This is a genomic window from Microbacterium sp. (assembly GCF_041641055.1).
In the GTDB taxonomy this organism is placed as follows: Bacteria; Actinomycetota; Actinomycetes; order Actinomycetales; family Microbacteriaceae; genus Microbacterium.
In genome coordinates, this window is record NZ_JBEPZB010000004.1 from 109,846 (window position 1) to 132,358 (window position 22,513).

21 protein-coding genes are annotated in these 22,513 nt (G+C 66.0%); 3 read left to right on the forward strand and 18 right to left on the reverse strand.

The features are described from left to right. Positions 1 to 8: 8 nt before the first annotated feature. From ACESK8_RS04045 to wecB, 5 genes are read right to left on the reverse strand one after another with little or no spacing between them, the layout of a single operon-like run. On the reverse strand, positions 9 to 743 hold the full coding sequence (locus ACESK8_RS04045) for an ABC transporter ATP-binding protein (protein WP_060927280.1): 735 nt from the start codon (positions 741 to 743) through the stop codon (positions 9 to 11). Beyond that, positions 743 to 1,561, reverse strand: coding sequence for an ABC transporter permease (locus tag ACESK8_RS04050; protein ID WP_372967380.1), 819 nt, complete (start codon positions 1,559 to 1,561; stop codon positions 743 to 745). The genes ACESK8_RS04045 and ACESK8_RS04050 overlap by 1 nt, the downstream gene beginning before the upstream one ends. Positions 1,562 to 1,571: 10 nt before the next feature. Continuing rightward, a complete protein-coding gene (glf, locus tag ACESK8_RS04055; RefSeq protein WP_372967381.1) occupies positions 1,572 to 2,708 on the reverse strand; it encodes a UDP-galactopyranose mutase in 1,137 nt (378 codons plus the stop codon). Further along, positions 2,708 to 4,003 (reverse strand): nucleotide sugar dehydrogenase, encoded by a 1,296-nt coding sequence (locus tag ACESK8_RS04060; protein WP_372967382.1) that lies wholly within the window; start codon positions 4,001 to 4,003, stop codon positions 2,708 to 2,710. The genes glf and ACESK8_RS04060 overlap by 1 nt, the downstream gene beginning before the upstream one ends. A gap of 51 nt (positions 4,004 to 4,054) precedes the next feature. After that, a complete protein-coding gene (wecB, locus tag ACESK8_RS04065) occupies positions 4,055 to 5,122 on the reverse strand; it encodes a non-hydrolyzing UDP-N-acetylglucosamine 2-epimerase (RefSeq protein WP_372967383.1) in 1,068 nt (355 codons plus the stop codon). A 55-nt stretch (positions 5,123 to 5,177) separates the two neighbouring features. On the opposite strand from wecB, the gene ACESK8_RS04070 reads away from it, so the two are divergent. Genes ACESK8_RS04070 through ACESK8_RS04080 form a run of 3 tightly spaced genes read left to right on the forward strand, consistent with a single transcriptional unit; the run spans position 5,178 to position 8,124 of the window. Then, positions 5,178 to 6,350, forward strand: a complete 1,173-nt coding sequence (locus ACESK8_RS04070) for an acyltransferase family protein (RefSeq protein ID WP_372967384.1) — start codon at positions 5,178 to 5,180, stop codon at positions 6,348 to 6,350. Beyond that, positions 6,347 to 7,678 carry a glycosyl transferase gene (locus ACESK8_RS04075; RefSeq protein WP_372967385.1) on the forward strand — a complete coding sequence of 444 codons (1,332 nt, stop codon included), beginning with the start codon at positions 6,347 to 6,349 and terminating at the stop codon, positions 7,676 to 7,678. Before ACESK8_RS04070 ends, ACESK8_RS04075 begins: the two co-directional genes overlap by 4 nt. After that, entirely contained in the window at positions 7,675 to 8,124 is a 450-nt protein-coding gene (locus ACESK8_RS04080; protein WP_372967386.1) for a hypothetical protein, read from the forward strand. The genes ACESK8_RS04075 and ACESK8_RS04080 overlap by 4 nt, the downstream gene beginning before the upstream one ends. A 23-nt stretch (positions 8,125 to 8,147) precedes the next feature. Here ACESK8_RS04080 and ACESK8_RS04085 read toward each other — a convergent pair whose 3' ends face one another. The 13 genes from ACESK8_RS04085 to ACESK8_RS04145 form a co-directional block, all read right to left on the reverse strand. Further along, complete coding sequence (locus ACESK8_RS04085) at positions 8,148 to 9,305, reverse strand: hypothetical protein (protein ID WP_372967387.1); 1,158 nt, start codon at positions 9,303 to 9,305, stop codon at positions 8,148 to 8,150. Beyond that, positions 9,298 to 10,536, reverse strand: a complete 1,239-nt coding sequence (locus ACESK8_RS04090; RefSeq protein WP_372967388.1) for a glycosyltransferase — start codon at positions 10,534 to 10,536, stop codon at positions 9,298 to 9,300. The genes ACESK8_RS04085 and ACESK8_RS04090 overlap by 8 nt, the downstream gene beginning before the upstream one ends. Before the next feature lie 10 nt (positions 10,537 to 10,546). Further along, a complete protein-coding gene (locus tag ACESK8_RS04095; RefSeq protein ID WP_372967389.1) occupies positions 10,547 to 12,325 on the reverse strand; it encodes an ABC transporter ATP-binding protein in 1,779 nt (592 codons plus the stop codon). Positions 12,326 to 12,328: 3 nt separating this feature from the next. Then, the gene (locus tag ACESK8_RS04100; protein ID WP_372967450.1) at positions 12,329 to 13,315 is read right to left on the reverse strand and encodes a Gfo/Idh/MocA family oxidoreductase; all 987 of its coding nucleotides are present in this window, start codon (positions 13,313 to 13,315) and stop codon (positions 12,329 to 12,331) included. Beyond that, positions 13,312 to 14,409, reverse strand: a complete 1,098-nt coding sequence (locus ACESK8_RS04105; protein WP_372967390.1) for a DegT/DnrJ/EryC1/StrS family aminotransferase — start codon at positions 14,407 to 14,409, stop codon at positions 13,312 to 13,314. The genes ACESK8_RS04100 and ACESK8_RS04105 overlap by 4 nt, the downstream gene beginning before the upstream one ends. Then, positions 14,406 to 15,017: an acyltransferase gene (locus ACESK8_RS04110; RefSeq protein WP_372967391.1), complete on the reverse strand. Its 612-nt coding sequence runs from the start codon at positions 15,015 to 15,017 to the stop codon at positions 14,406 to 14,408. The genes ACESK8_RS04105 and ACESK8_RS04110 overlap by 4 nt, the downstream gene beginning before the upstream one ends. Beyond that, positions 15,014 to 16,249 carry a glycosyltransferase family 4 protein gene (locus tag ACESK8_RS04115; RefSeq protein ID WP_372967392.1) on the reverse strand — a complete coding sequence of 412 codons (1,236 nt, stop codon included), beginning with the start codon at positions 16,247 to 16,249 and terminating at the stop codon, positions 15,014 to 15,016. The genes ACESK8_RS04110 and ACESK8_RS04115 overlap by 4 nt, the downstream gene beginning before the upstream one ends. Beyond that, a complete protein-coding gene (locus tag ACESK8_RS04120; RefSeq protein WP_372967393.1) occupies positions 16,246 to 16,677 on the reverse strand; it encodes a DUF2304 domain-containing protein in 432 nt (143 codons plus the stop codon). Before ACESK8_RS04120 ends, ACESK8_RS04115 begins: the two co-directional genes overlap by 4 nt. Next, complete coding sequence (locus ACESK8_RS04125; RefSeq protein WP_372967394.1) at positions 16,674 to 17,399, reverse strand: glycosyltransferase family 2 protein; 726 nt, start codon at positions 17,397 to 17,399, stop codon at positions 16,674 to 16,676. The genes ACESK8_RS04120 and ACESK8_RS04125 overlap by 4 nt, the downstream gene beginning before the upstream one ends. Positions 17,400 to 17,431: 32 nt before the next feature. Beyond that, positions 17,432 to 19,357, reverse strand: a complete 1,926-nt coding sequence (locus ACESK8_RS04130; RefSeq protein ID WP_372967395.1) for a DUF6541 family protein — start codon at positions 19,355 to 19,357, stop codon at positions 17,432 to 17,434. Then, positions 19,354 to 20,091: an ABC transporter ATP-binding protein gene (locus ACESK8_RS04135; RefSeq protein ID WP_372967396.1), complete on the reverse strand. Its 738-nt coding sequence runs from the start codon at positions 20,089 to 20,091 to the stop codon at positions 19,354 to 19,356. The genes ACESK8_RS04130 and ACESK8_RS04135 overlap by 4 nt, the downstream gene beginning before the upstream one ends. Next, positions 20,088 to 21,026 carry an ABC transporter permease gene (locus tag ACESK8_RS04140; RefSeq protein ID WP_372967397.1) on the reverse strand — a complete coding sequence of 313 codons (939 nt, stop codon included), beginning with the start codon at positions 21,024 to 21,026 and terminating at the stop codon, positions 20,088 to 20,090. Before ACESK8_RS04140 ends, ACESK8_RS04135 begins: the two co-directional genes overlap by 4 nt. Positions 21,027 to 21,122: 96 nt before the next feature. Continuing rightward, positions 21,123 to 22,349: a hypothetical protein gene (locus tag ACESK8_RS04145; protein ID WP_372967398.1), complete on the reverse strand. Its 1,227-nt coding sequence runs from the start codon at positions 22,347 to 22,349 to the stop codon at positions 21,123 to 21,125. Positions 22,350 to 22,513: the final 164 nt, after the last annotated feature.

A 22,513-nucleotide genomic window follows, 5' to 3' on the forward strand; every position in this document is an offset into this window, starting at 1 on the left:
CGCACGCGTCAGGAGTTGTAGTCCGCGTTGTAGCGGTCGAGCACATCGGTGATCGACGCGTCCAGCACGAGCGCACCCTTGTCGAGGTAGAGGCCGCGTGTGCAGAAACGACGCAGGTCGCGCTCGTTGTGGCTGACGAAGAACAGCGTGCGTCCTTCAGCGAGCAGCTCGTCGATCCGCTTGTAGCACTTCTCCCGGAAAGCCTTGTCGCCGACGGCGAGCACCTCGTCGACGAGCAGGATCGGCTCGTCGAGCTGCGAGACCACGGAGAACGCCAGACGCACCTTCATGCCGTTCGAGAGGTGCTTGTACGGGGTGTCCTCGAAGCCTGCGAGCTCGGCGAACGCGATGATGTCGTCGTAGCGGCGCGAGACCTCGTCGCGCGACATGCCGTGCAGACCCGCGGTCAGCCGCACGTTCTCGCGCACTGTGAGGTCTCCGACGAATCCGCCGGTGATCTCGATCAGCGGGGCGACACCGCCGTTCACCGACACGGTCCCCTCGTCGGCGAGCAGCACCTTGGCGACCAGGCGCAGCAGCGTGGACTTGCCCTGACCGTTGCGGCCGACGACACCGATCGACTCGCCCTGCTGCACGGTGAAGGACACGTCGCGGAGCGCCCAGAACTCTCCAGGGCGAGAGCGACGGGATGCGCCGGCGAACAGGTCCTTGAAGCTGCGCTGCCCTCGGCGGTTGCGCCGGAAGCGCACGCCCAGCCCCTTCACCTCGATCGCGACCGACATCACAGCTCCTTCAGCACGGGGCGCTCGAGGGAACGGAAGGTCCAGATGCCGAGCGCGAGGATCACCAGCGTCATGCCCACGCTCACCAGGAGCGTGAACAGATTCCACTGATCGGGGAAGAACGGCATCCGATAGAGCATGAAGATCCCGGCGAGCGGATTGAACGCGCCCAGAGTCTGGAACATCCCGGGCAGGTCGGTGACGTTGTAGATGATCGGGGTGGCGTAGAACATCGCCCGCAGGATCAGCGCGGTCGTGCGCTCGAGGTCGACGTAGAGCACGCACAGCGGTGCGACGAGCAGCCCGAGCCCGACCAGGAGCACGGTCTGGAGGAACATCGCCACGGGCATCCACAGGATCCCCCACCCGACCTGCACGGTGTGGGTGGGATCCTGTTCCACGATCAGGTTGATGATCACGAACGCTGCGAGGACCGGCAGGGAGAACAGGTACTCCATGCCCTTGCTCAGCACGATGCGGTTGACCCAGATCGATCGAGGGATCGCGGTGGACCTGACCAGTCTCGCGTCCTTCTTGAAGGCTCGCGTGAAGTCGGACACGGACGCGTTGAACCACACCCACGGCAGCAGCGCGCTGATGAGGAACACGATGTACGGCTCCTCGCCGACATCCCGACGGAAGATCTGGGTGAAGACGAACCAGTAGATCGCGCTCATGACGAGCGGATCCAGGACCGACCACAGATACCCCAGGAGGCTCGTCGAGTACCGGACCTTCAGGTCGCGGGCAGACAGCAGCCACAGGGAATGCAGATAGCGCCGGGGCGTCCCGGGCGCCCCGACAGCAGCGTGACTCACGGTGTCGAGTCTACGAGAGCGAGTTGTTCCACAGCGACAGCGCCGAGCCGATCGCCATGTGCATGTCGAGGTACTGGTACGTGCCGAGACGGCCGCCGAAGTGCACGTCCTTCTCGCCCTTCGCGAGCTCGCGGTAGGCCAGCAGGCCCTCGCGGTCGGTCGGGGTGTTGACGGGGTAGTACGGCTCGTCCTCGCGATTGGCGAAGCGGGAGAACTCCCGCATGATGACCGTCTTGTCCGACTCGTACACGTCCTTGCGCTCCGGGTGGAAGTGCTTGAACTCGTGGATGCGGGTGTAGGGCACGTCCATGTCCGGGTAGTTCATGACGCTCGTGCCCTGGAAGTCGCCGATGTTCAGCACTTCCTGCTCGAAGTCGAGCGTGCGCCAGCTCAGTGCGCCCTCGGTGTAGTCGAAGTAGCGGTCGACCGGCCCCGTGTAGACGACGGGCAGCTGCCCCACGGTGGCTTTCTTGCTCAGCGGCTGCGACTCGTCGAAGTAGTCGACGTTCAGCTTCACGTCGATGTTCGGGTGGTCGGCCATCCGCTCGAGCCACGCGGTGTAGCCGTCGGTGGGCAGCCCCTCCCACGTGTCGTTGAAGTACCGGTTGTCGTAGGTGTAGCGCACCGGGAGGCGGCTGATGATGTCGCCGGAGAGCTTCTGCGGATCCGTCTGCCACTGCTTCGCGGTGTAGTCGCGGAAGAACGCCTCGAACAGCGGACGTCCCACGAGGGCGATGCCCTTCTCCTCGAAGTTCGCGGCGGACTTGACGTCGAACTCGCCGGCCTGCTCGCGCACGAGCGCCCGTGCCTGGTCGGGCGTGTACGCCGACTGGAAGAACTGGTTGATCGTGCCCAGGTTGACCGGCATCGGGAAGACCGTGCCCTTGTGGGTGGTGTACACGCGGTGCACGTAGTTCGTGAAGGTCGTGAAGCGGTTGACGTACTCCCAGACCGTCGGGTTCGAGGTATGGAAGAGGTGCGCGCCGTAGCGGTGCACCTCGATCCCCGTCTCGGGCTCGGCTTCGCTGTACGCATTGCCGCCGATGTGGTGACGACGGTCGATGACCGTGACCTTGCGGCCGGCGTTCGCGGCCCGTTCTGCGATGGTGAGGCCGAAGAAGCCGGAGCCGACGACGAGGAGATCCATCAGGCCGCCGTTCCGACGACGATGCGCGGCGTACCCGCCCACAGTGCTGCGTCCGTGGCGGCGCGACCGTCGACGAGGAGCTTGATGCCGGGCAGCTGCGCGGGCGTGAGCTCCTTGTAGTCGGCATGATCCGTCTGCAGGATGGCGATGTCCACGGCTCCGCCGATCTCGTAGGGCTCGAAGCCGAGACCCTGGAGCTCCTCGTCGGTGTACAGCGGGTCGTGCACGACGACGTCCGCTCCGCGATCCTTGAGCGCCTTGACCGTCGGGAAAACACCCGAGAACGCGGTCTCCTTGACCCCGCCGCGGTAGGCCGCACCGAGGACGACGGCCTTCTGACCGCTCAGGTCGCCGAGGATGCCCTCGGCCTGGGCGACGAGCCGCTCGGGCATCGAGGCGTTGAGCTGACGGGCGACGCGGACGATGTCGGCGTCGGGATCGGTCGACAGGTACAGACGCGGGTACACGGGGATGCAGTGTCCGCCGACGGCGATGCCGGGGCGGTGGATGTGGCTGTACGGCTGCGAGTTGCAGGCGTCGATCACCTTGTAGACGTCGATGCCGTGGGAGGCGGCGAACAGGCCGAACTGGTTCGCGAGGCCGATGTTCACGTCGCGGTAGGTCGTCTCCGCCAGCTTCGCCATCTCGGAGGCCTCGGTGCTGCCGAGGTCCCACACGCCGTTGGGCTTGGCGAGATCCGGACGCTCGTCGAACTGCAGGACCGCCTCATAGAACTCGCGGGCACGACGGTTTCCTTCGTCGGAGAGAGCGCCGATCAGCTTCGGGTACTTGCGGAGGTCAGCGAACACACGACCGGTCAGGACGCGCTCGGGCGAGTAGGCGAGGAAGAAGTCCTTGCCTTCCGTGAGGCCGGACCCCTCTTCGAGCATCGGCTTCCAGCGGTTGCGGGTCGTTCCCACCGGGAGCGTGGTCTCGTACGAGACGAGGGTGCCGGGGGTCAGGTGCTCGGCGAGCGACTTCGTCGCGGAGTCCATGTACTTGAAATCCGGCTCCCACGTCTCGTCGTTCACGAAGACGGGGGCGACGAGCACGACGGCATCCGCGCCGGGGATCGCCTCGGCGTAGTCGGTGGTCGCGCGCAGGCGACCGGCCGGGATCAACTCCTCGAGCCGCTCCTGCAGGTGCGCCTCCCCGGGGAAGGGCTCCTGAGCGGCATTGATGGAATCGACCGCCTTCTGGTTGACGTCGACACCGATCACATCGTGACCGGAGGAGGCGAACTGGACGGCGAGAGGGAGCCCGATCTTTCCGAGGGCCACGACGGCGATACGCATGGGGTCCAGTCTACGGGGCATCGGCTGAGTCGATGCCGAGGAGGACCCGGCTCAGGCGGCGCCGCCCGCCAGGACCTCGACGACCCGCTGAGCCGCGTGCCCGTCGCCGTACGGTGCGGCTTCCGTGTCCGTCGGACGCGGTCGCGTGGCAGCTGCGGCGATCTCCGCGGCCGTGTTGGCGAGCACGTTCCACCCGAGTTCGACGGTCTCGACCCACTCGGTCTCGGTGCGCACCGTGGTGCAGGGCACGCGCAGGAGGAAGGCCTCCTTCTGCAGGCCGCCCGAGTCCGTGACGACGCCGGCCGACGACAGCGCGGCCGCGATGAGATCCGCGTAGGCGAGAGGCGCATGCGCGACGAGCGAGCCCTGCGTGAGCTCGATCCCGTGCGCGGCGGCCTTGGCCACGACGCGGGGGTGCGCGAGCAGCACGACGGGCTTGTCGAGGGCCGCGAGCCCGGCGGCGACCTCGGCGAGTCGACTGGGATCGTCGGTGTTCTCGGCGCGGTGGATCGTCGCCAGGTAGTACCCGCCCGCCGAGAGCCCGAGCTCGTCGAGAAGGATGGAGGGGGCGCCGGCGAGCTCGTCGCGGACCTCGAGGAGGACGTCCGTCATGACGTCGCCCACGAGGACGCTCCGAGACGCGAGCCCCTCGTCCGCCAGGTGATCCACCGCGACCTGCGTGGGCGCGAGCAGGAGGTCGGCGGCGTGGTCCGTCATCACGCGATTGTGCTCCTCCGGCATCCGCCTGTTGAAGCTGCGCAACCCCGCCTCGAGATGCGCGACCGGGATGTGCATCTTGACCGCGCTCAGTGCCGCGGCGACCGTCGAATTGGTGTCGCCGTACACGAGCACCCAGTCCGGACGGTGCTCGTCGAACACCGCATCCAGCGCCGCGAGCATCGCACCGGTCTGCACTCCATGAGAGCCGCTGCCGACCCCGAGATGGACGTCGGGTGCGCCGATGCCGAGGTCGTCGAAGAAGACGTCGGAGAGCATGGGGTCGTAGTGCTGTCCCGTGTGCACGATGACGTGCTCGACACCGGCGGCGAGTGCGGCCTTATGAATGGGAGCGAGCTTGACGAACTGCGGCCGCGCACCCACAACGCTGACGATCTTCACGTTGGGAGAGTCTACGGGGCGTGTGAGCGCACCGACGCACCTACAATGGGAGCCTATGGTCAGCGCAATCGTCTCCGAGACGCGGACGCCCCGACTGGACTCCCTGACCAGCCTTCGGTGGTGGGCCGCGCTGGCGGTGTTCTTCTTCCATGTCCGCAACGTGGTACCGCTGCCGGGTCCCATCGGCGAGATCGCGCGTTACGGCAACTTCGGGGTGGCGTTCTTCTTCATCCTCTCGGGGTTCGTCCTGACATGGTCGTGGCGGCCCACTGTGGGAGTCGGCACCTTCTACTGGCGACGATTCGCTCGGATCTACCCCCTGCACATCGTCACGCTGCTGATCGCGATCCCCGTCTTCTACAGCGTCTCACCCGACCCGGATCAGACCTGGGTAAAACCCTTGGACATTGCAGTCCTGGTGCTGTGCGCGCTGCTTCTGCAGGGGTGGTCGCGGGATCCAGCGGTGCTCTTCGCAGGGAACCCAGCCGCCTGGACCCTCACCGCTGAGATGTTCTTCTATGCGATGCATCCGTTCATCACCCGCGTTCTTCGCCTGCTGAACAGTCGCGCAGCACTGTGGACAGCGGTCGGCATTCTTGCCCTCAGTGTCCTTGCGAGAACTCTCATGGTGCTCGATCCCTCAGGATGGCTGGCTGGACTCCCCTGGCCGGTCCTGCGGCTCAACGAGTTCGTGATCGGAATGTGCCTCGCGTGGTCGATCCGGTCGGGTTGGCGACCGCGGGTTCCCGTCTGGGTACCGGTCGTTCTGCTCGCCGGATTCCTCCTCGGCCTTCAGGCTCTCGAGCGTCTGCCTCAGTTGAGCGCCGTCCTCGTCCTCGCGTCGTCGTACGTCAGCGAGATCATGACGGCCCTTTTCGCTCTCCTGATCTGCGCCTTTGCTTCCGCCGACCTCGCGGGGCGGACGCGCGTAAGCCGTTTCCGACCGCTCGTGCTGCTCGGCGAATGGTCGTACGCGTTCTACCTGATCCACGCCACACTCATCTACATCGTCCTCGGCGCGATCGGCCCCCAGCATGGCGTCGTCGGCATCGCCTGGATCGTCGTACTCCTCGCCGCATCCGTCCTCTTCGCATGGGGTCTGCATGCTCTCATCGAGCGGCCGGCAGAGCGCTGGCTCCGTGCGTGGCAGAACGGGGTCGTAGCTCGGAGAATCGCAGCCCGTGCAGCAGCGCCCCGAACCGCTATCGAACAGCCGGAGCAGAAGTGACCACCGAAAAACCGCACCTCCTCTACGTGGCCTGGGGTTACCCGCCCTCACGCGGGAGCGGCGTATATCGTGCGTGGGCAACTGCGAACGCCTTCGCCCAGGCGGGTTGGAGTGTCACCGTCCTCACGGTGCCGCGCGAGATCTTCGAGATGTCGACCGGCGTCGATCTCACACTCGAGGCACAGGTGGATCCGTCGATCGAGATCGTGCGGGTCCCGTTCACCTCAGGAGCGTTCGCGAACGACCTCCGCGACTGGTCGTGGCTTCGCGCCCACGCACCGGAGATCTGGAACACGATTCACGCTCGTCGCGGCAGAAAGTTGTTCCCCGAGCGCAACTACGGCAGTTGGCGCCCTGTCCTCGAAGAAGCGGCGAGGCGGATTCATCGGGACCACCCTGTCGATCTGACGATCGGGACCGCCAACCCGAACGTCGACTTCATCCCAGGACATGTGCTCAGCACGGAGTTCGGTGTACCCGCAGTCATGGACCATCGCGACGCGTGGGCGGTGGACATCTACTCCGGACGACGGGTGGTGGATGCCGGCAGCCGGGCCGGCCGCTGGGAGCGACGTCTCATCGACGACGCCAAGGAGGTCTGGTTCGTGAACCGTCCGATCCGGGACTGGTATGCCGAGCAGTACCCCGAGTTCGCGGACCGATTCCTCGTTGTAGAGAACGGCTACGATCAGCCGCTGTCGTTCCCGCCCCGAGAACGGGCTGCCGGCGACGGACTCGTGTTCGGTTACATCGGTACTATCTCCGGCGCCGTGCCGATGGAGGAACTCGTCGCAGGATGGGCGCTCGCTCGCGAACAAAGCTCCCTCATCCGAAACGCGCGCATGGACCTGTACGGATACCTGGATCACTTCGGTGTCCCCGGCAAGAACATGGTCCGCGCCATGGACCAATTCTCTGCGAACGACATCCGCTACCTCGGGCCGGTCGGTCGAGGAGAGATCGCCGCGACGTACGCCACCTTCGATGCCTTGGTTCTCACATTCGGCGCTGGACGCTTCATCACGGGGGGCAAAGTGTACGAGTACGCATCCACGGGTCTTCCCATCGTGTCGGTGCACGACCCGGCGAACGAGACGTCACGAACGCTCGCGCCCTACCCCGGCTGGCATGGCGCAGCCTCGATGACGACCGAGGCGATCGCCGATGCGTTCATCGCGACTGCTGAGGACGCCCTCGCCCAGCGCGCTGACGACCGCACCGACGCGCGTCGCATGGCTGAGCGCTACTCGCGTACCGCGCAACTCGAACCGCGTATCAGATCGTGGACAGAGCGACTGACGCAGCAATCAGCCGGGAGCGCGACATGAAGATCCTTCTCCTCTCGCCGACCGGATCGTTCGCCGCCTCGATCGACTCCCTCAAGGTCGACGCGTCGGGCGATGAAGCCACCGGTGTCTCGGCGATCGCTAACGATGGCGGCCCGGCGTTCGCCGCCGTCCTCCTCGGCCCACGAGCTCTCGCACCACAGAACCGGATCGCCTCGCTCATGGAGCGCTCGGTTCTCGGGCGCACCGTGAAGCGCCTCACCCCGTACGACGGAGGGTTCCGTTTCGCAACAGCCTCGCGTAGGAATCCTGCGTTCCGCTCGGCAGTTCGTGACGCAGACCTGATCGTCGCCCTCGAACGGGATGCCGTCCTTGCCGCATGGACCGCCCTGCGCCGCTGGGGACGCCCCGGTGCCCGAGGGGTTTTCGGCCTTGCACCCGCTCGGGCGTTGCTGACCTCCCACCGAGCGCAACAAGGCCATCGATGACGCCGCGAAGTAGTGCCCGTTCCTCAGCTGGCGGGCGCCAGTAGTCCTTCGAGGATTCGTCGCTCGACATCGACGTCCCGCGATGACGACAGCCGCTCAGCCGACGCGTCCGCCGCTCGTTTGAACGCCTCGATGTCGGCGGTGCTCAGACGCCTGATGGCATCAGCGACGTCTTCGCCCGTGTATCCCGACGTGACGACGCCGAGCTTCTCGCGCTCGATCAGGCGATCAGTCTCCACTGACGGTCCGAAGACCATGCCCAGGCGCGCTTGGACGAAGTCGAAGAACTTGTTCGGCAACATATACCGATGATTCGGCGTGAGCGGTGGCAGGATGAACACGCCCAGATCATGGGGGTTCAGGGTCTGCGGCAGTTCATGAGGCGCGACAGGCGCATGCAACGTGGTGCGCGGGCTCGCCGCGATCCGGCTCTGGAGATCGCGCCAGTACGCGTCGCCCTGTCTGGACGGGATTAGGTAGAGGTCCAGGGAGTAGCCGTCGCCGAGCAGATCGACGGCGTCGATGATCGCCTCGATGTTCCGTCCCGGGACCGCGCCACCGCTGTGCACGAGTCGTACCGTGGTCTCGCTCCGTGGAGCTGGGCCCAGGTCCGGACGGTAGGCGATGGCGTTGCGGACGATGTCGGGCCGCATGCCGAAACCGTCCGCGTACATCGCCGCGATGGAGTCGTTGATGGTCGTCGAGGCATCCACTCTCGGGAGGTACTGGGCACAGACCCACCGCATGAATGGAGAGACGAGCAGTCGCCACGAAAGCACATGCGTCCGCTCTTCCGGTGCCCACTCGTGAAGATCGCACCAGATCTTCGGTGCGCCGCCCACGCAGAATGCGAGCGGGAGGGCGCGGGCCTCGTTCGCCACCACGACGTCGAACTCACGGTCCCCGAGGAGGCGCAGTGCTTCTCGCACCGCCGGCGCTTGCACTTCTGCTGCGCGGTAGCGTCGGAGAGCCAGGTTGAGCACGCCGAACGGCGTCTGAGGGAGCGACGGAAGTCCGCGATCGATCTCCAGGTGATCCTGAGCCTGGGAGGGCTGAGCCCCGTACGCAAGAGTGGTCACGTCTCCGAACTCGGCCAGGACGTCGAGCTGCCTGAGCACTCGGGAGTCCGCCGTGATGTCGGAGAAGGAGATGCAGAGGATTCGGGGGCGGCGATCAGTCATCGCGTCCTTCCTGGAGTGAGGACGACGTGTCGACTGCGATGCCGAGGAAGTCCGACAGCTGTGTGGCCGAGAGTCGGCCATCATGGATCTCGTCGACGAAGGAAATTCCCGTCTTGGCCAGGGCGATCCACGGCTCCGGGTCGTCGAGGATCTCACGGACCTTCTCGCCGACACCGTCGTAACGCGCCTCCACGATCGGCAGATCCCGTCCTGTGAGGTCGACGACACGCGCACGCACCTCGTCATGGACATGACCGATCACGACGCGCCCGGCCGCCATGGCTTCGCATGCCGCCACACCGTAGTCCCCGAGCCGGAACTGGTCGAGGACGATATCGGCAGATCGGTACACGTCGGGCATCTCCGACGCAGGCACTCCCTCGAGACGACGGTACCGGATGAGTCCCTCGGATTCGAGGGACTCGAGCTGGATGTCGATGGAGCTGTCACCCTTCATCGGCGAGTTGCTCGGAACATACGCCACGACCGGAACACCCGCCGAGAGCGGCGGTTCCGGCGCTCTCCAGTACGAGGGATCGACGACGACCGGCAGCCACCGCGCGCGCGGCACCGAGAGCAGACCCGGCGTCGACACGAAGACTGGAAGATCTGTGTCTGTGATCATCCGACCGCGATCGATGGCATTCGCCTCGAGAACAGCGGTGGCCTCAGTCGGGTAGTGCCCACGCGGCCCGAAGGGCGAGTCCGCCTCCCAGGCCGCGTGCTCGCTCGGAACGCGGATGTCGCTGCCGTGCCACAGAAGTCCGATGCCCACCCCGCGGGCCGCGAGGTCCAGTGCTGCTGACGTCGGAGACTTCCAGGGCACCGGACCGTGCACGTAACGACCGGACTCGATCAGCACGTGGGTGAATTCGCCGACGATCGCCTCTCGCTGCCGCTTCTGCCATCCGTGAGCGAACAGATAACCCGAGTCCGGGACCTCCACGTCAGCGGGGAACGAGAATCGAGCGGTGCGCGCATTCGTGGTCATGAGGTTCACCGCACCCACGGTCGACAGCGACGACTCCACTGCGCGCGCCCACCTATACGCCTGTCCGGCGGAGTTCGTCGGAGCGATGAGCAGGCGCACTGGTGTCGACGGAGCGTGAGCGACGCGCATCTGCGTCTGGTCCCAGCGCAGCCCTCGCGGCATGAGACGCGCGAGAACAGCATCGGGGACGATGCCCGTCGCCGCGCGCACCGCACCGACGACGCGAGAGCGGGTGCTCACCTCACGCCCTTCATGCGAGCCCGGCCAGCTTGGCTTGAGCAGCGAACGCCGGATTCGCTGCGACCACCTCGTCGAAGGTTCCGTTGGCAGCCACCGTGCCGTCCTGCATGAACAGGATCTGATCCGACTCCCTGATGGTGCTGAGTCGATGCGCCACCGCGATCACCGTCACATCCCCTCGAAGGTCGCGAATCGCATCGGCGACATCTGCCTCGGTCTTCGTGTCCAGCGCACTCGTCGCCTCGTCGAGCACCAGGATCAGGGGGTTGCTGTAGAGCGCGCGCGCGATGCCGAGTCGCTGCCGTTGTCCACCGGACAGGGTGAGACCGCGCTCGCCGACCTGAGTCTGCAGTCCATCCGCGCGTTGCTCGATCACATTCCAGAGCTGCGCGCGCCGGGCCGCGTCCTCCACCCGTGCCAGGTCGTAATCGTCGCCCCAGGTGAGAGCGATGTTCTGAGCGATCGAGCCGTCGAACAGTGTCACCTCCTGGGGAACGTATCCCACATGGGTGCGCCATGCCTCGAGAACGTCCTCGAGTGGCTTGTCATCGATACGGATCGATCCTGTAGTCGGAGTGAGAAGACCGAGCAGAAGGTCAACCAGTGTCGATTTGCCGGCTCCGGATGCGCCGGCGATGCCCACGGACGTTCCCATGGGGATCCGCAGATGCACGTCACGAACCGCCGGGACGTCACTTGCAGGGAACGTGAACTCCACGTCGGTGAGTTCCAGCACCTCGGGAGTTCCGGGAAGCGGCTCTTTCCCGAGTACCTCCTGGTCTGCGAGGAATTTCTTTGAGGCCTCCACGTCGGCAATCACGGCGTCCACGTAAGGGCCCGAGGTGATCGTGCGTGTGATCACCGACTGAAAACCGGTCAGTGAGGGAACGAGACGGAACCCGGCGATGCCGAAGAGCGCGACTGCGGAGATCGCCGCATCCATCCCCCCGACGAGGAAGGCCGCACCGCCGACGATGACGAACCCGCCGATGATGGCCGCATCGAAAATGAAGCGCGGCACTGCTGAAAGGAAACCGGAATTGGCACGTGCCTGTGCCGTCAGGCGCCTATTCTTGCGCACCACCTCCGTCACCTCGTCGGCCTTGCCGCGGAGCGTGATCTCTTTGAGCGACGCCACCATCCCGGAGATCAGGGTCGCAACCCGCAGCGAGGAGTTGCGCGCCACCCGTGCAGCCTGCCGTGTCTTTCCGCTGAGGACGAGATACTGCAAGACTGCGATTCCGCCCAGATACAGGATGGTCACCAGGGCAGTGATCGGTTGTGCGACGACGATCACGGTCACGACACCCACCGACGTAACGAGCAGCCCGGGCAGAGTGGTCACCGGCAGCAGGAACCCGGCGATGACGTTCGCTATCCCGGTGTCTGACATCTGGACGATCTGCGCACTGTTGCGTGAGATGCGGTCGGTCCAGGACGATCGGATGTAGGCGGTGAAAAGCTCCTGACCCACTGCAAGCTCATAAGACGCGAAGCGTCGAGTCGCGATCCACTGCAGCCAGACGTTCGCGGCCGACTTCGCGATCACGATCACCGCCAGCACCAGAATCAACCACAGCACCTGGTCAGCGTCGATCGTTCCGATGATGGGAAGGACGATGTCCCGCTTGGTCACACTCGCGGCCAGCGTCAGCGCGAGCAGCATGAGCGCCACCACGTCCACGAGAGCCAGTACCGAGCTCACGATCGCGAAAACGCCGAGGAACTTCCGCGCCGACGGCGGAAGGAACGGGAGCAGGCGCTTCAGGGTGCCGAAGATCTGGATCATCGATCAGAGGACGATCGAAGAACCGGAACGCGCCGACTCCAGGGCCGACTCCACGACGACGAGCGTCCGCTGGCCCTGTTCCATGGTCACGACGTCGGTCTGCTGCCCGAGCACGGCATCGCGGAAGGCCTCATGCTCGACGCGCAGCGGCTCGCGCTTGGCGAACGCGTAGCGCGTGACGTCTCCTTCTGAGACCCCGCGGAACGACGACACGGACTCCCACTCGAGGGGGATCGTGCCATTGGCATAGAAGGTGAGGTCGCCCGTCGAGGTGTCGGCGACGAATGCGCCCTTCTCGCCGGTGACGACGGTGACACGCTCCTTCATCGGGCTCAGCCAGTTCACGATGTTGTTCACGATCACTCCGGATGCGGTGCGACCGGTGATCGTGATCATGTCCTCATGCTCGCGCCCGCTCTTGAAGGCGGTCTGCGCGAAGACGCGCTCGTAGTCGCTCTGCACCACCCACGCGGTGAGGTCGACGTCGTGGGATGCGAGATCCTTCGCGACGCCCACGTCGGCGATGCGCGAGGGGAACGGCCCCTGGCGACGGGTCGTCACCTGGTAGACCGCGCCGAGCTCACCACCCTCGATGCGGCGACGAAGCTCCTGCAGAGCGGGGTTGAAGCGCTCGATGTGGCCGACGGCTCCGACCAGCCCTGCCGCCGCGAAGGCGTCGACCATGCGCTGACCGGCCTCGACGCTGTGCGCGATGGGCTTCTCGACGAGCGTGTGGACGCCCGCGGAGGCCAGCTTCAGCGCCGCATCCTCATGGAAGCGAGTAGGCACCGCGACGACGGCGATGTCGATCCCGGCCGCGATGAGTGCGTCGATGTCGGGAAGGATCTCCAGATCGCCGGCGACGCCGTGCGGGTCGCCCCCGGGGTCGGCGATCGCGACCAGGTCGATCCCGTCGATCTCGCGGAGCACGCGGGCGTGGTGGCGTCCCATCATCCCGACGCCGAGGAGCCCGGCGCGCAGGGTCATCAGGAACCCGCCTTCGCGACCGCGTTGACGGCCGCGACGATGCGCTCGAGGTCGTCCTGGCTCAGCGACGGGTGCACGGGCAGCGACGCGACCTCGCGAGCGGCGCGCTCGGTCTCCGGCAGGTCGAGGCCGGGGGCGAAGTGGGTGAGGGAGGGCAGCCGGTGGTTCGGGATCGGGTAGTAGACACCCGCCCCGACGTTGTACTCGCTCTTCAGCGCGGCGACGAAGCCGTCGCGGTCCTCGGGAACCCGGATGGTGTACTGGTGGTAGACGTGAACGGCGCCCTCGGCGACCGGTGGGACCACGACTCCCTGCAGGTTCGCGTCCAGGAACGCCGCGTTCTGCTGACGCTGCCTGGTCCACGCGTCGACCTTGGTGAGCTGAACCCGGCCGATCGCGGCGTGGATGTCGGTCATCCGCGCGTTGAAGCCGATGACCTCGTTCTCGTACTGACGCTCCATGCCCTGGTTGCGCAGGAGCTTCACCTGGCGGGCGAGCTCGTCGGTCGCCGTCGTGACCATGCCGCCTTCGCCGCTGGTCATGTTCTTCGTCGGGTACAGGCTGAACATCGCGAACTCGCCGAAGGAGCCGACGGGCCGGCCGTCGAGAGCGGCACCATGGGCCTGGGCGGCATCCTCGTACAGCGCGACGCCGCGCTCGGCGGCGAGCGCCTCGAGTTCGCGCATGCGGGCCGGGTGACCATAGAGGTGCACCGGGAGGATGCCCTTGGTCTTCGGCGTGATCGCCGCGGCGACGGCCTCGGGGTCGAGGGAGAAGGTGTCGGGCTCGATGTCGACGAACACCGGGATACCGCCGGTCAGTGCGACGGAGTTGCCCGTGGCTGCGAAGGTGAAGGACGGGACGATGACCTCGTCACCCGCGCCGACCCCGGCCGCGAGGAGTCCCAGGTGGAGTCCTGCCGTGCCCGAGTTCACCGCGACGGACGGACGACCGGGCACGAAGTGCTCCGAGAACTCCTTCTCGAACGCCGCGACCTCGGGGCCCTGCGCCACCATGCCGCTGCGGAGCACGCGATCGACGGCCTCACGCTCCTCGTCGCCGATGATGGGCTTTGCGGGGGGAATGAACTCGCTCACACGGTCTCCTTGGTCAGTTTTCCGTCGGTTTCGAAGAATCGGTCACCCGTGCTCGGGCAGATCCAGGTGTTCTCAGCATCGCCCCGCACCAGCGGCACGCCGGACTCCCCCACCCAGCCGATGCGACGCGCGGGAACACCGGCGACCAAGGCGTACGCGGGAACGTCCTTCACGACGACGGCACCGGCCGCCACAGTGGCCCAGGCACCGATGGCCACGGGTGCGACGCAGGTCGCACGGGCGCCGATGGCGGCGCCGCGTTCGATGGTGACGCCGACCGGCTCCCAGTCGTGCGCGCTCTTGATGGTGCCGTCGGCGTTGATGGCGCGCGGGTAGGTGTCATTCGTGAGCACGACCGCCGGTCCGATGAAGACACCGTCGCCCAGCTTCGCGGGCTCGTACACCAGTGCGTAGTTCTGGACCTTGCAGTTGTCGCCCATGACGACCCCGGTGCCGATGTAGGCGCCGCGCCCGACGATGCAGTTCTCTCCGAGCTGGGCGTTCTCGCGCACCTGTGCGAGGTGCCAGATGGACGAGCCGTCACCGATCGTGGCGTCTGCCGCCACGTCGGCGGAGTCGACGATTCGGACGTGGGAGCTGTGAGTCACGAAGCAGACCTTCCATGAGACCCGGGCGTTGCGCCGGCAGGACGTTCAATCTTATCGGCGGTCCGCGCGCTGACCTGAGAAACGACCTGTGCGACCCGATCGGCGACCGCATCCAGGGACACGTTCTCCCGAGCCCATCGGGAGCGATCCGACCGCAGCCGCTCAGTCGTGCCGTCAAGACCTTCGGCGAGCAAAGCACGCATCTCGTCGGCCACAGCCTCTGCAGTGAAGGCGGCGGCACGCCCGAGATTGGCCTCTGTGACCAGGCGCGCTCCCGTCTCCGGACCCGCGAAAAGGACGGGCGTGCCGACCGACGCTGCCGCGAAGGTCTTGGTGGGCCGAGCGAAGTCATACCCGATCCCGGGGACGATGCTCACGAGCGCGGCGACAGCGCCGCGGATCCACCGCGCGGATTCATCAGGCGGCACCACTCCGCCGAAGTCCACCCGGCCGGGCATGATCTTCTCGGCGAGCGCACGGAGCTCAGGAACGACCGCCCCCTGCCCGAAGAACTTCAATCGGACCTCGGGGTCCTCGTCGGAGATCTGCTGCAAGGCACGGATGAAGACGTCCGGACGCTGCCATTCCGACATCGTGCCGGTATAGACGAAGTACCGCTCTCCCGCCCCCGCGGGGGCGACGTCAGGCGAGAAGATGTCCGTCGCGATCCCGTTGCCGACCGTGGTGATTCGCGACTGCCTTGCGCCGAGGAGCAGCAGCCTCTCACTCACCTCCTCAGACACCGAGATGATCGCCTGTGACCGTCGCAGCACCGTCTTTTCCATCCAGCGCATGACAGAGATCACTGCGCGCGGAGCGCCCATCGAGATGACGCCGTCTGTCCAGACGTCCGCCGCGTAGTAGACGACTGGGCGCCTCTTCAGCCACGCGACGGCCAGCGTGACCAGCCCCGTCGTCGGCGGCGATTCTGCCACGACGACATCGAATCGGGAGAACAGCAGCCTGAAGAGAAGCGGCGCATCATAGCTCGCATACTGGACGTACCCTCGGACGTTGCCGCCCGCATCACGCAGCACCGGCCAGCGTGAAACCTCGACTCCTGGTGCATCGGCGATCGGTGGCGCGTGATCCGGCGGCACGGTCGTCAGAACTCGAACCGTTTCCCCCCTCCGCACCAACGCGCGAGCGAGAGCTCCGAGCCTGAAGGCGCCGGCGCCGACTTCAGGGGAGAAGAGTCGCGATGCGACGACCACCCGGCGACCGGCGTTCATCGAGGCGGCTCCTCAGGATCGACGTCTGCCCGCAACTCAGGGTCGTTCCCGACCTGCGTCGCAGGTTTACACTCGACGCTGTCCGCCTCGAGCTGCTCGAGGCGATGCTCGTGGAAAGCGGCACGCTCGGCGAGCACTCGCAATTTCTCTTCGATCCGTGTCAGCTCGGCGCCGTACTGCAAACTGACGAGAAACAGCAGTCCGATCGCGATAAAGAAGACGAGGTTGGCGGGCACACTGACGCCGACCGCCTTGGCTGCCCAGCTGAGAGTCTGAGGGAACACCGCGATCACGAGCGCGAGAACCCCACCGACGAACCACCACACCGCGTGTCGCTCGCGGAGTGTGCCTCGACGCATCAGTTCGACGATCGCGAAGAGCGCGAGCAGAGCGGCGACGATGCCGAAGACGTACGTGACCGTGTTCACGAGACCTCCACGTGTGCCCGCGGTCGCAGCATCGCCAGCGCAAAGGCTGCGCACGCGCGCATGAGATAGACGGCAGCCTTCACGGGGTGATGCGACGGGGTGCCCGCCTGGCGCACGCGCATAGCGACGGGCACCTGGCGGATCGTGAGACCGGCGCGCGCCGCGATCACGAGCGCCTCGATCGTGTCGCCGAGGTACTCCGCCGGGAAGTTGTCGGCGAACAGGTCGATCGCCCGCGGACCAGCGGCCTTGAAACCGCTGGTCACATCTGTGAGGGGTGTGCGTGCGACACGGCTCATGACCGCGGCGAGCATTCTCATCGCCCACCGACGCGGCCCCCGCACACCGTAATCTCCGCGTCCGGCGAAGCGCGCGCCGATCATCAGGTCTGCATGGTCGAGGCCTGCTAAGAGTTCGGCGAGGGCCGCGGCGTCGTGCTGTCCGTCGGCATCCACTTGTATCACGACGCGGTACCCGTGCTGCCTGGCGAACCGGAAGCCCGCGCGCATCGCACCGCCGACTCCGAGGTTGTAGGGCAGCGTGAGGACTTCGGCGCCGGCTTCGCTCGCGCGCCGTCCGGTCTTGTCGATCGACCCATCGTCGACCACGAGGCACCGGGCTCCGGGGAGCGCCGTGCTCACATCGCGGACGACGTCCGCGACGGACTCCTCTTCGTTCAGCGCCGGGATGACGACGAGAACGGATCGATCTACCTGGCGCATCGCTTGGAATCCTACCGACTTTCCGGCGGAGATCACCGATCGCACGCCGTGATACGCCAGAGCGAGACATCGCCCTCGCGGGTGACGAGCTCGAAACCGGCCTGGCCCGCGAAGTCGGTCATGCCGGGCGCGGGGAACTTGCCCGACCCTCCCTCGCTCTGCCCGAAGTCCAGCACGTACTCGGGGTCTCCGTAGACCTCGAGCGCGTCGCAGACGGCATCGTCGGTCGCCGCGTCGTGAAGCCGTTCGGCGATGACCTCCCACACCTCGTTGCGGGGCGGTGACCAGGTGCGGGGGAAGACGTCGATTCCACTGAGGAAGTAACCGAAGCCTGCGCCGGTGGATGGGTTGCCGAGAACGCGAGCATCGGCGTCGACGAGGTCGGGCAGCTCTTCCAGCAGTGCCCTCTCGTCCGGGTTCAGATAAGAGTCGTCGGCGGCGGCGTACCGGGAATCGCGGTCGTAAGTGCCCTCCAGGAAGGCCGGCATCGCGACGCTGCGCAGCAGGATGATCAGGACCATCACGACAGAGGCGAAGACGACTCCCACCGTCGCGATGATCGGGGCGTCGGCAGTTCTTCCCGATCGTCTGGCGGCGAAACGGAGGAGGATGTCGAGACCGAGGGCCGCGAGGGGGATGACTACGAGCGGGGCGGCTGCGGCGATCCGGTATGGGTCGGCGTACCAGGCGCCGAGGATGCTCTCTCGCACGAACTCGTTGCCGATCGCTGCCACGAGAATGTACATGAACGACACGCCCCCCCAAGCGACAGCGAACCAGCGTGTCGCCCGCATCCGGGCGGCCGCGATCAGCCCGACGATCGCCAGCGCGCTGATGACGAAGGCGTACGGCATTCTGACCTGGCCGTTCAGCAGGACGTCGAGGAGCACTTCGAACTTGCCACGGAACGGCGGCCAGTGCGATCCGGAGGTGCCCCGTGCCAGGAACCACCACACGACGCCCAGGCCCAGCCACAGTGCCGCGGATATGCCGATCGCCCAACCGCGACGAACGGCTTGTTCACGGCTGACGAGGAAGAAGGTGAGCCACACGATTGAGATGGACGCCCACAGAAGGAATGCCGCTGGCTGCGACAACAGGATGGCTCCCGCAGTCACTGCGGTGATCAACGCGAGAAGCACGCCGTCCCGCATGGTTCTCGACACTCGGAAATGGCGCGCGACCGTGATCATCGCTGCGATGCCCGCAGGGACGATGGAGGTGGACAGCGCATTCGGGAACAGGACTCCCCATTGGAACATCAGCAGCGGGAATGCCTGGAGCGAGCCTGCGAGGATCGCGGCGTACGCGGCGACGACGTTCGAGCCGAACGCTGTGCGGGTGAGCCAGGCGATCCCGAGTGGCCAGATGAGCGCGCCGATCACGACGGTCAAGACGTTGGCGGCGACCGGGATGTCGACTCCGGCGGACAGCGCGATCATCGAGGCGATGCCGTGCCACGCGGCGGGATAGAACGTTCGTCCCCCGATCACGGAGTTCACGTGCAGCGACGACGCATCGCCCGTCTCGAGGATGTGGCGGAGCGCGTTCATATGGAAGACCGCGTCATTGGTCTGCGAGATCGCGGAAGGATCGCCCATGTATGCGACCAGGCGCCAGGCCGAGAAGACGACCCCGATGCCGAGACCGACCAGCAGAATTCGGCGGCCGGTGAAGGTCTCTGCGGCTTCCGGCATCCGGATGTACCTTCCGCAGAGCCAGGAGACCCCGATCAGCGCGACGGATGCGATCGCCCAGGTGATCGGCGTCCACGCGACGCCGAGCTGCCCGAAGACAAGTGCGATCGAGGCGGTGGACGCGATGCTGAACAAGGGCGCGTAAGCGACCAGCGCCAACCCACGTATTCCGACCCCGTAGAGGGCGAGGAGTCCGGGTAGGAACACCACGGCCACCCCGACGAGAAACGCCGGTACGACGGCGAACCAGTCGAGTATCACGCGTCCACCAAGGAGATGGCGCCCTCGACCTCGCCGTCGTAGACGACCTCGCCCTTGTTGATCACGATTCCGCGGGTGCAGAGCTCGCGCACCATCTCCATGTCGTGGCTGACGACCACGAGCGTCTTGCCTTCGGAGATGAGCTCCTCGAACTTGAGGCGGCACTTCTCACGGAAGGGCGCGTCACCGACCGAGAGGATCTCGTCGACCAGGAGCACGTCGAGCTCGACGTGGATCGCGACCGAGAAGGCGAGTCGCATGAACATGCCGGAGGAGTAGTGCTTGACCTCCTGGTCGATGAACTGCTCGATCTCACTGAACGCCACGATCTCGTCGTACCGCGCCTCGATCTCATGGCGCTTCATGCCGAGGATGGCGGCGTTGAGGAAGACGTTCTCTCGACCGGACAGCTCAGGGTGGAACCCTGCCCCGACCTCGATGAGGCCCGCGACACGACCGCGGGTCAGCACCTCGCCGTCGTCCGGCTCCATGACGCCGGAGATGAGCTTGAGGAGCGTCGACTTCCCCGACCCGTTGAAGCCGAGGATCGCGACCGACTCGCCCTCGCCGATGACGAGGTCGAGACCCTTCAATGCCTCGAACTCGCTGGTGAGCTTGCGCCGCTTGATCCAGGCGACGACCGTGTCCTTCAGCGAGAACGCGTGGTTGAGGGTGAAGCGCTTGCGCACTCCGTCGATGATGATGCTCGGCTTGTGCGCCGTCTGCTCGCTCATAGGTCTTGTGCGAACCTTCCTTCGAGGCGCCGGAAGACGAACTGTCCGAACAGCAGGGTGGCCACGGCGATCAGGAACGTCCACAGAGTGTTCCACGCCAGTCCCGGCGGGATGTCGATCATCGCCTCACCAGCGTATCCGGCTGCCGAGACCATCCCCTCCGTCGCCGGTCGCCAGAACGCGTAATGGAAGAGCTCGACGCCCTGCGTGATCGGATTCAGCAGGTATACCTCGACGATCCACTGCGGCCAGCCGAGCGTCTTGACGACGGCGTCCTGCACCTGCACCCATCCGTACAGGACCGGGGACGCCCAGGTGGCGAGCAGCAGCATCAGCTCGACGATGTTCTCCGCATCCCGGAAGCGCACATTCACCGCTCCGAAGAACAGACCGAGGCCCAGGCTGAACACCATCACGATGATCATTCCCGCGAGGATGGCGAGGATCGAGACGATGGAGATGTGCGTGATCCAGCCGAGCAGGAGGCACACGATGAGGAGGAGCCCGACCTGCGGCAGGAAATGCACGAAGGCGACGATGATCGCTGAGACGGCGAACAGCTGACGAGGAAGGAACACCTTGCGCACGAGCGGCGCATTGCCGACGATCGAGGTCGTCGCGTTCTTGAAGCCCTCGGAGAACAGGTTGATCACGACGATCCCCGAGAAAAGGTAGACCGCATAGTTCGGGATGCCGCGATCCAGGTTCATGAACAGTCCGAGGACCACCCAGAAGACGAGGAACTGCGCCGCCGGTCGCACATAGGACCACGTCCAGCCCAGCACCGAGTTCCGGTACCTCGTCGTCACCCCGGTGCGCACCAGCAGGTTCAGCAGATACCGCCAGCGCACCACGTCGATGAGACCGCGGCTCTTGCCGGGGGTTTCGAACTCGGAACGCGGGACGGCGGCAAAAAGATCTCGGGTATCAGTCACAGGCCCACTCATTCGGCGCGTGGCGAGGGAGACCGCCACGGGGATGACGCAATTCTAGGACAGTCACCCGGAAAGCTCCTGACCGCTGCGGTCGCGTCATGCCCCGTCACGTTCACGGAGGCGCTCCTCGGACCAACGGGTGTACGAGTCGATAGCCCCCGGTGCCCAGATCGTCGGGTCGGTGTCCTCGCGATCACCACTCGCGTCCGGTCCGGCCAGGAGACGAGAAACCGTCTCCTCGACGCCTCCCACCCGCGCCCCGAATGCGTCGCCGATCACGTTCTCGGCGAATGCACTCTCCCGCGCGATCACCTGGCAACCGAAGGCGCGAGCTTCGAAGAGAACCGTGCTGGCTTCACCCACGACCACGGAAGCGCTCTTCAGGGATTCATAGACGTCCTCATGGTCATCGATCGCCACGCCCGAGTCCCTGGAGAGCCGTGGATAGCGCTCTCTCGCTTCTGCCCGCTCGCCCGGGTGCGGCCGGAACACGACGCTCCATTCCGACCCCAGGGCCGCACGCAGATCGACGACGAAGGCGTCGGTGCTTGCGATGTCCGTCCGCGACGAGACCACGAGCACCTGCTTCGCCGTGCGAGACCGACTGGCAGCGGCCTGTCGCTCGAGATGCGGCTTTCCGATGGCGGTGGTGACGCCAGGATGCCGAATGGAGTCCGACCAAAAGGAACCGAAGGTGAGGAGCTCGTCCGGCACCGCCCGCGCCAGTTCCGGTCGGGAGAAGACCCGGCCGAAGTTGTATGCGGGATGAGAGGGCCCGATCCATCCGTGCTGAGGCTCGACGACGTGGATGCCCGCGTCTTTCATCAGACCGAGCTGCTCGCCGTTGTAGGTGTACGAGCCATTGTCGTAGAAGGCCACCTTCGGTGCGACGCGTTCGAGCATGCGCGAGAGCTCTTGCATCTGGAACGGACGAAGACGCTCGTTGCGAAGGACTCCCTGCACGATCGGCTGGAACGCGCCTGGCGACTTGCCCAGGTGGCGAGCGAATTCGCCCAGCAGGGTATTCATCGACGACACATACTCGGGTGCGAACGACTTTCCTCTCGCGCGCCAGCGCGACCGGGCGGTCGCCGCCTCCATGCTCAGAGTCGGAGAGAAGAGCGGAGGGCCAACCGGGGAAGGCAGGGGCCGGTGTTGCACGACCACCGCATCCGTCGTCGCCTCGGCGAAGTCGTCGACCAGCCAGTTCCGGGCGCGACCGTCCTCTGCCGAGAGCGTGACCCCTGACACGTAGAACAGGACGTCGTGCGGCTCAGCGCGGCGCACCGCATCCCAACGGCTGGGAAGGTAGCCGCGTGCCACGCGTCGAACCTCACCCCATCGACTCCACGAGCTGGTTCTCGCTACTTCGACGCTCCCCGTCTGTTCCGCTGAAAGGAGCCAGGCGATCTGCACACGCACGTGAGCCCAGAACGGCACGGTGTTCCCGGGGAGGATCTCAAGGAGCGAGTCCGGCGCATCGTTCT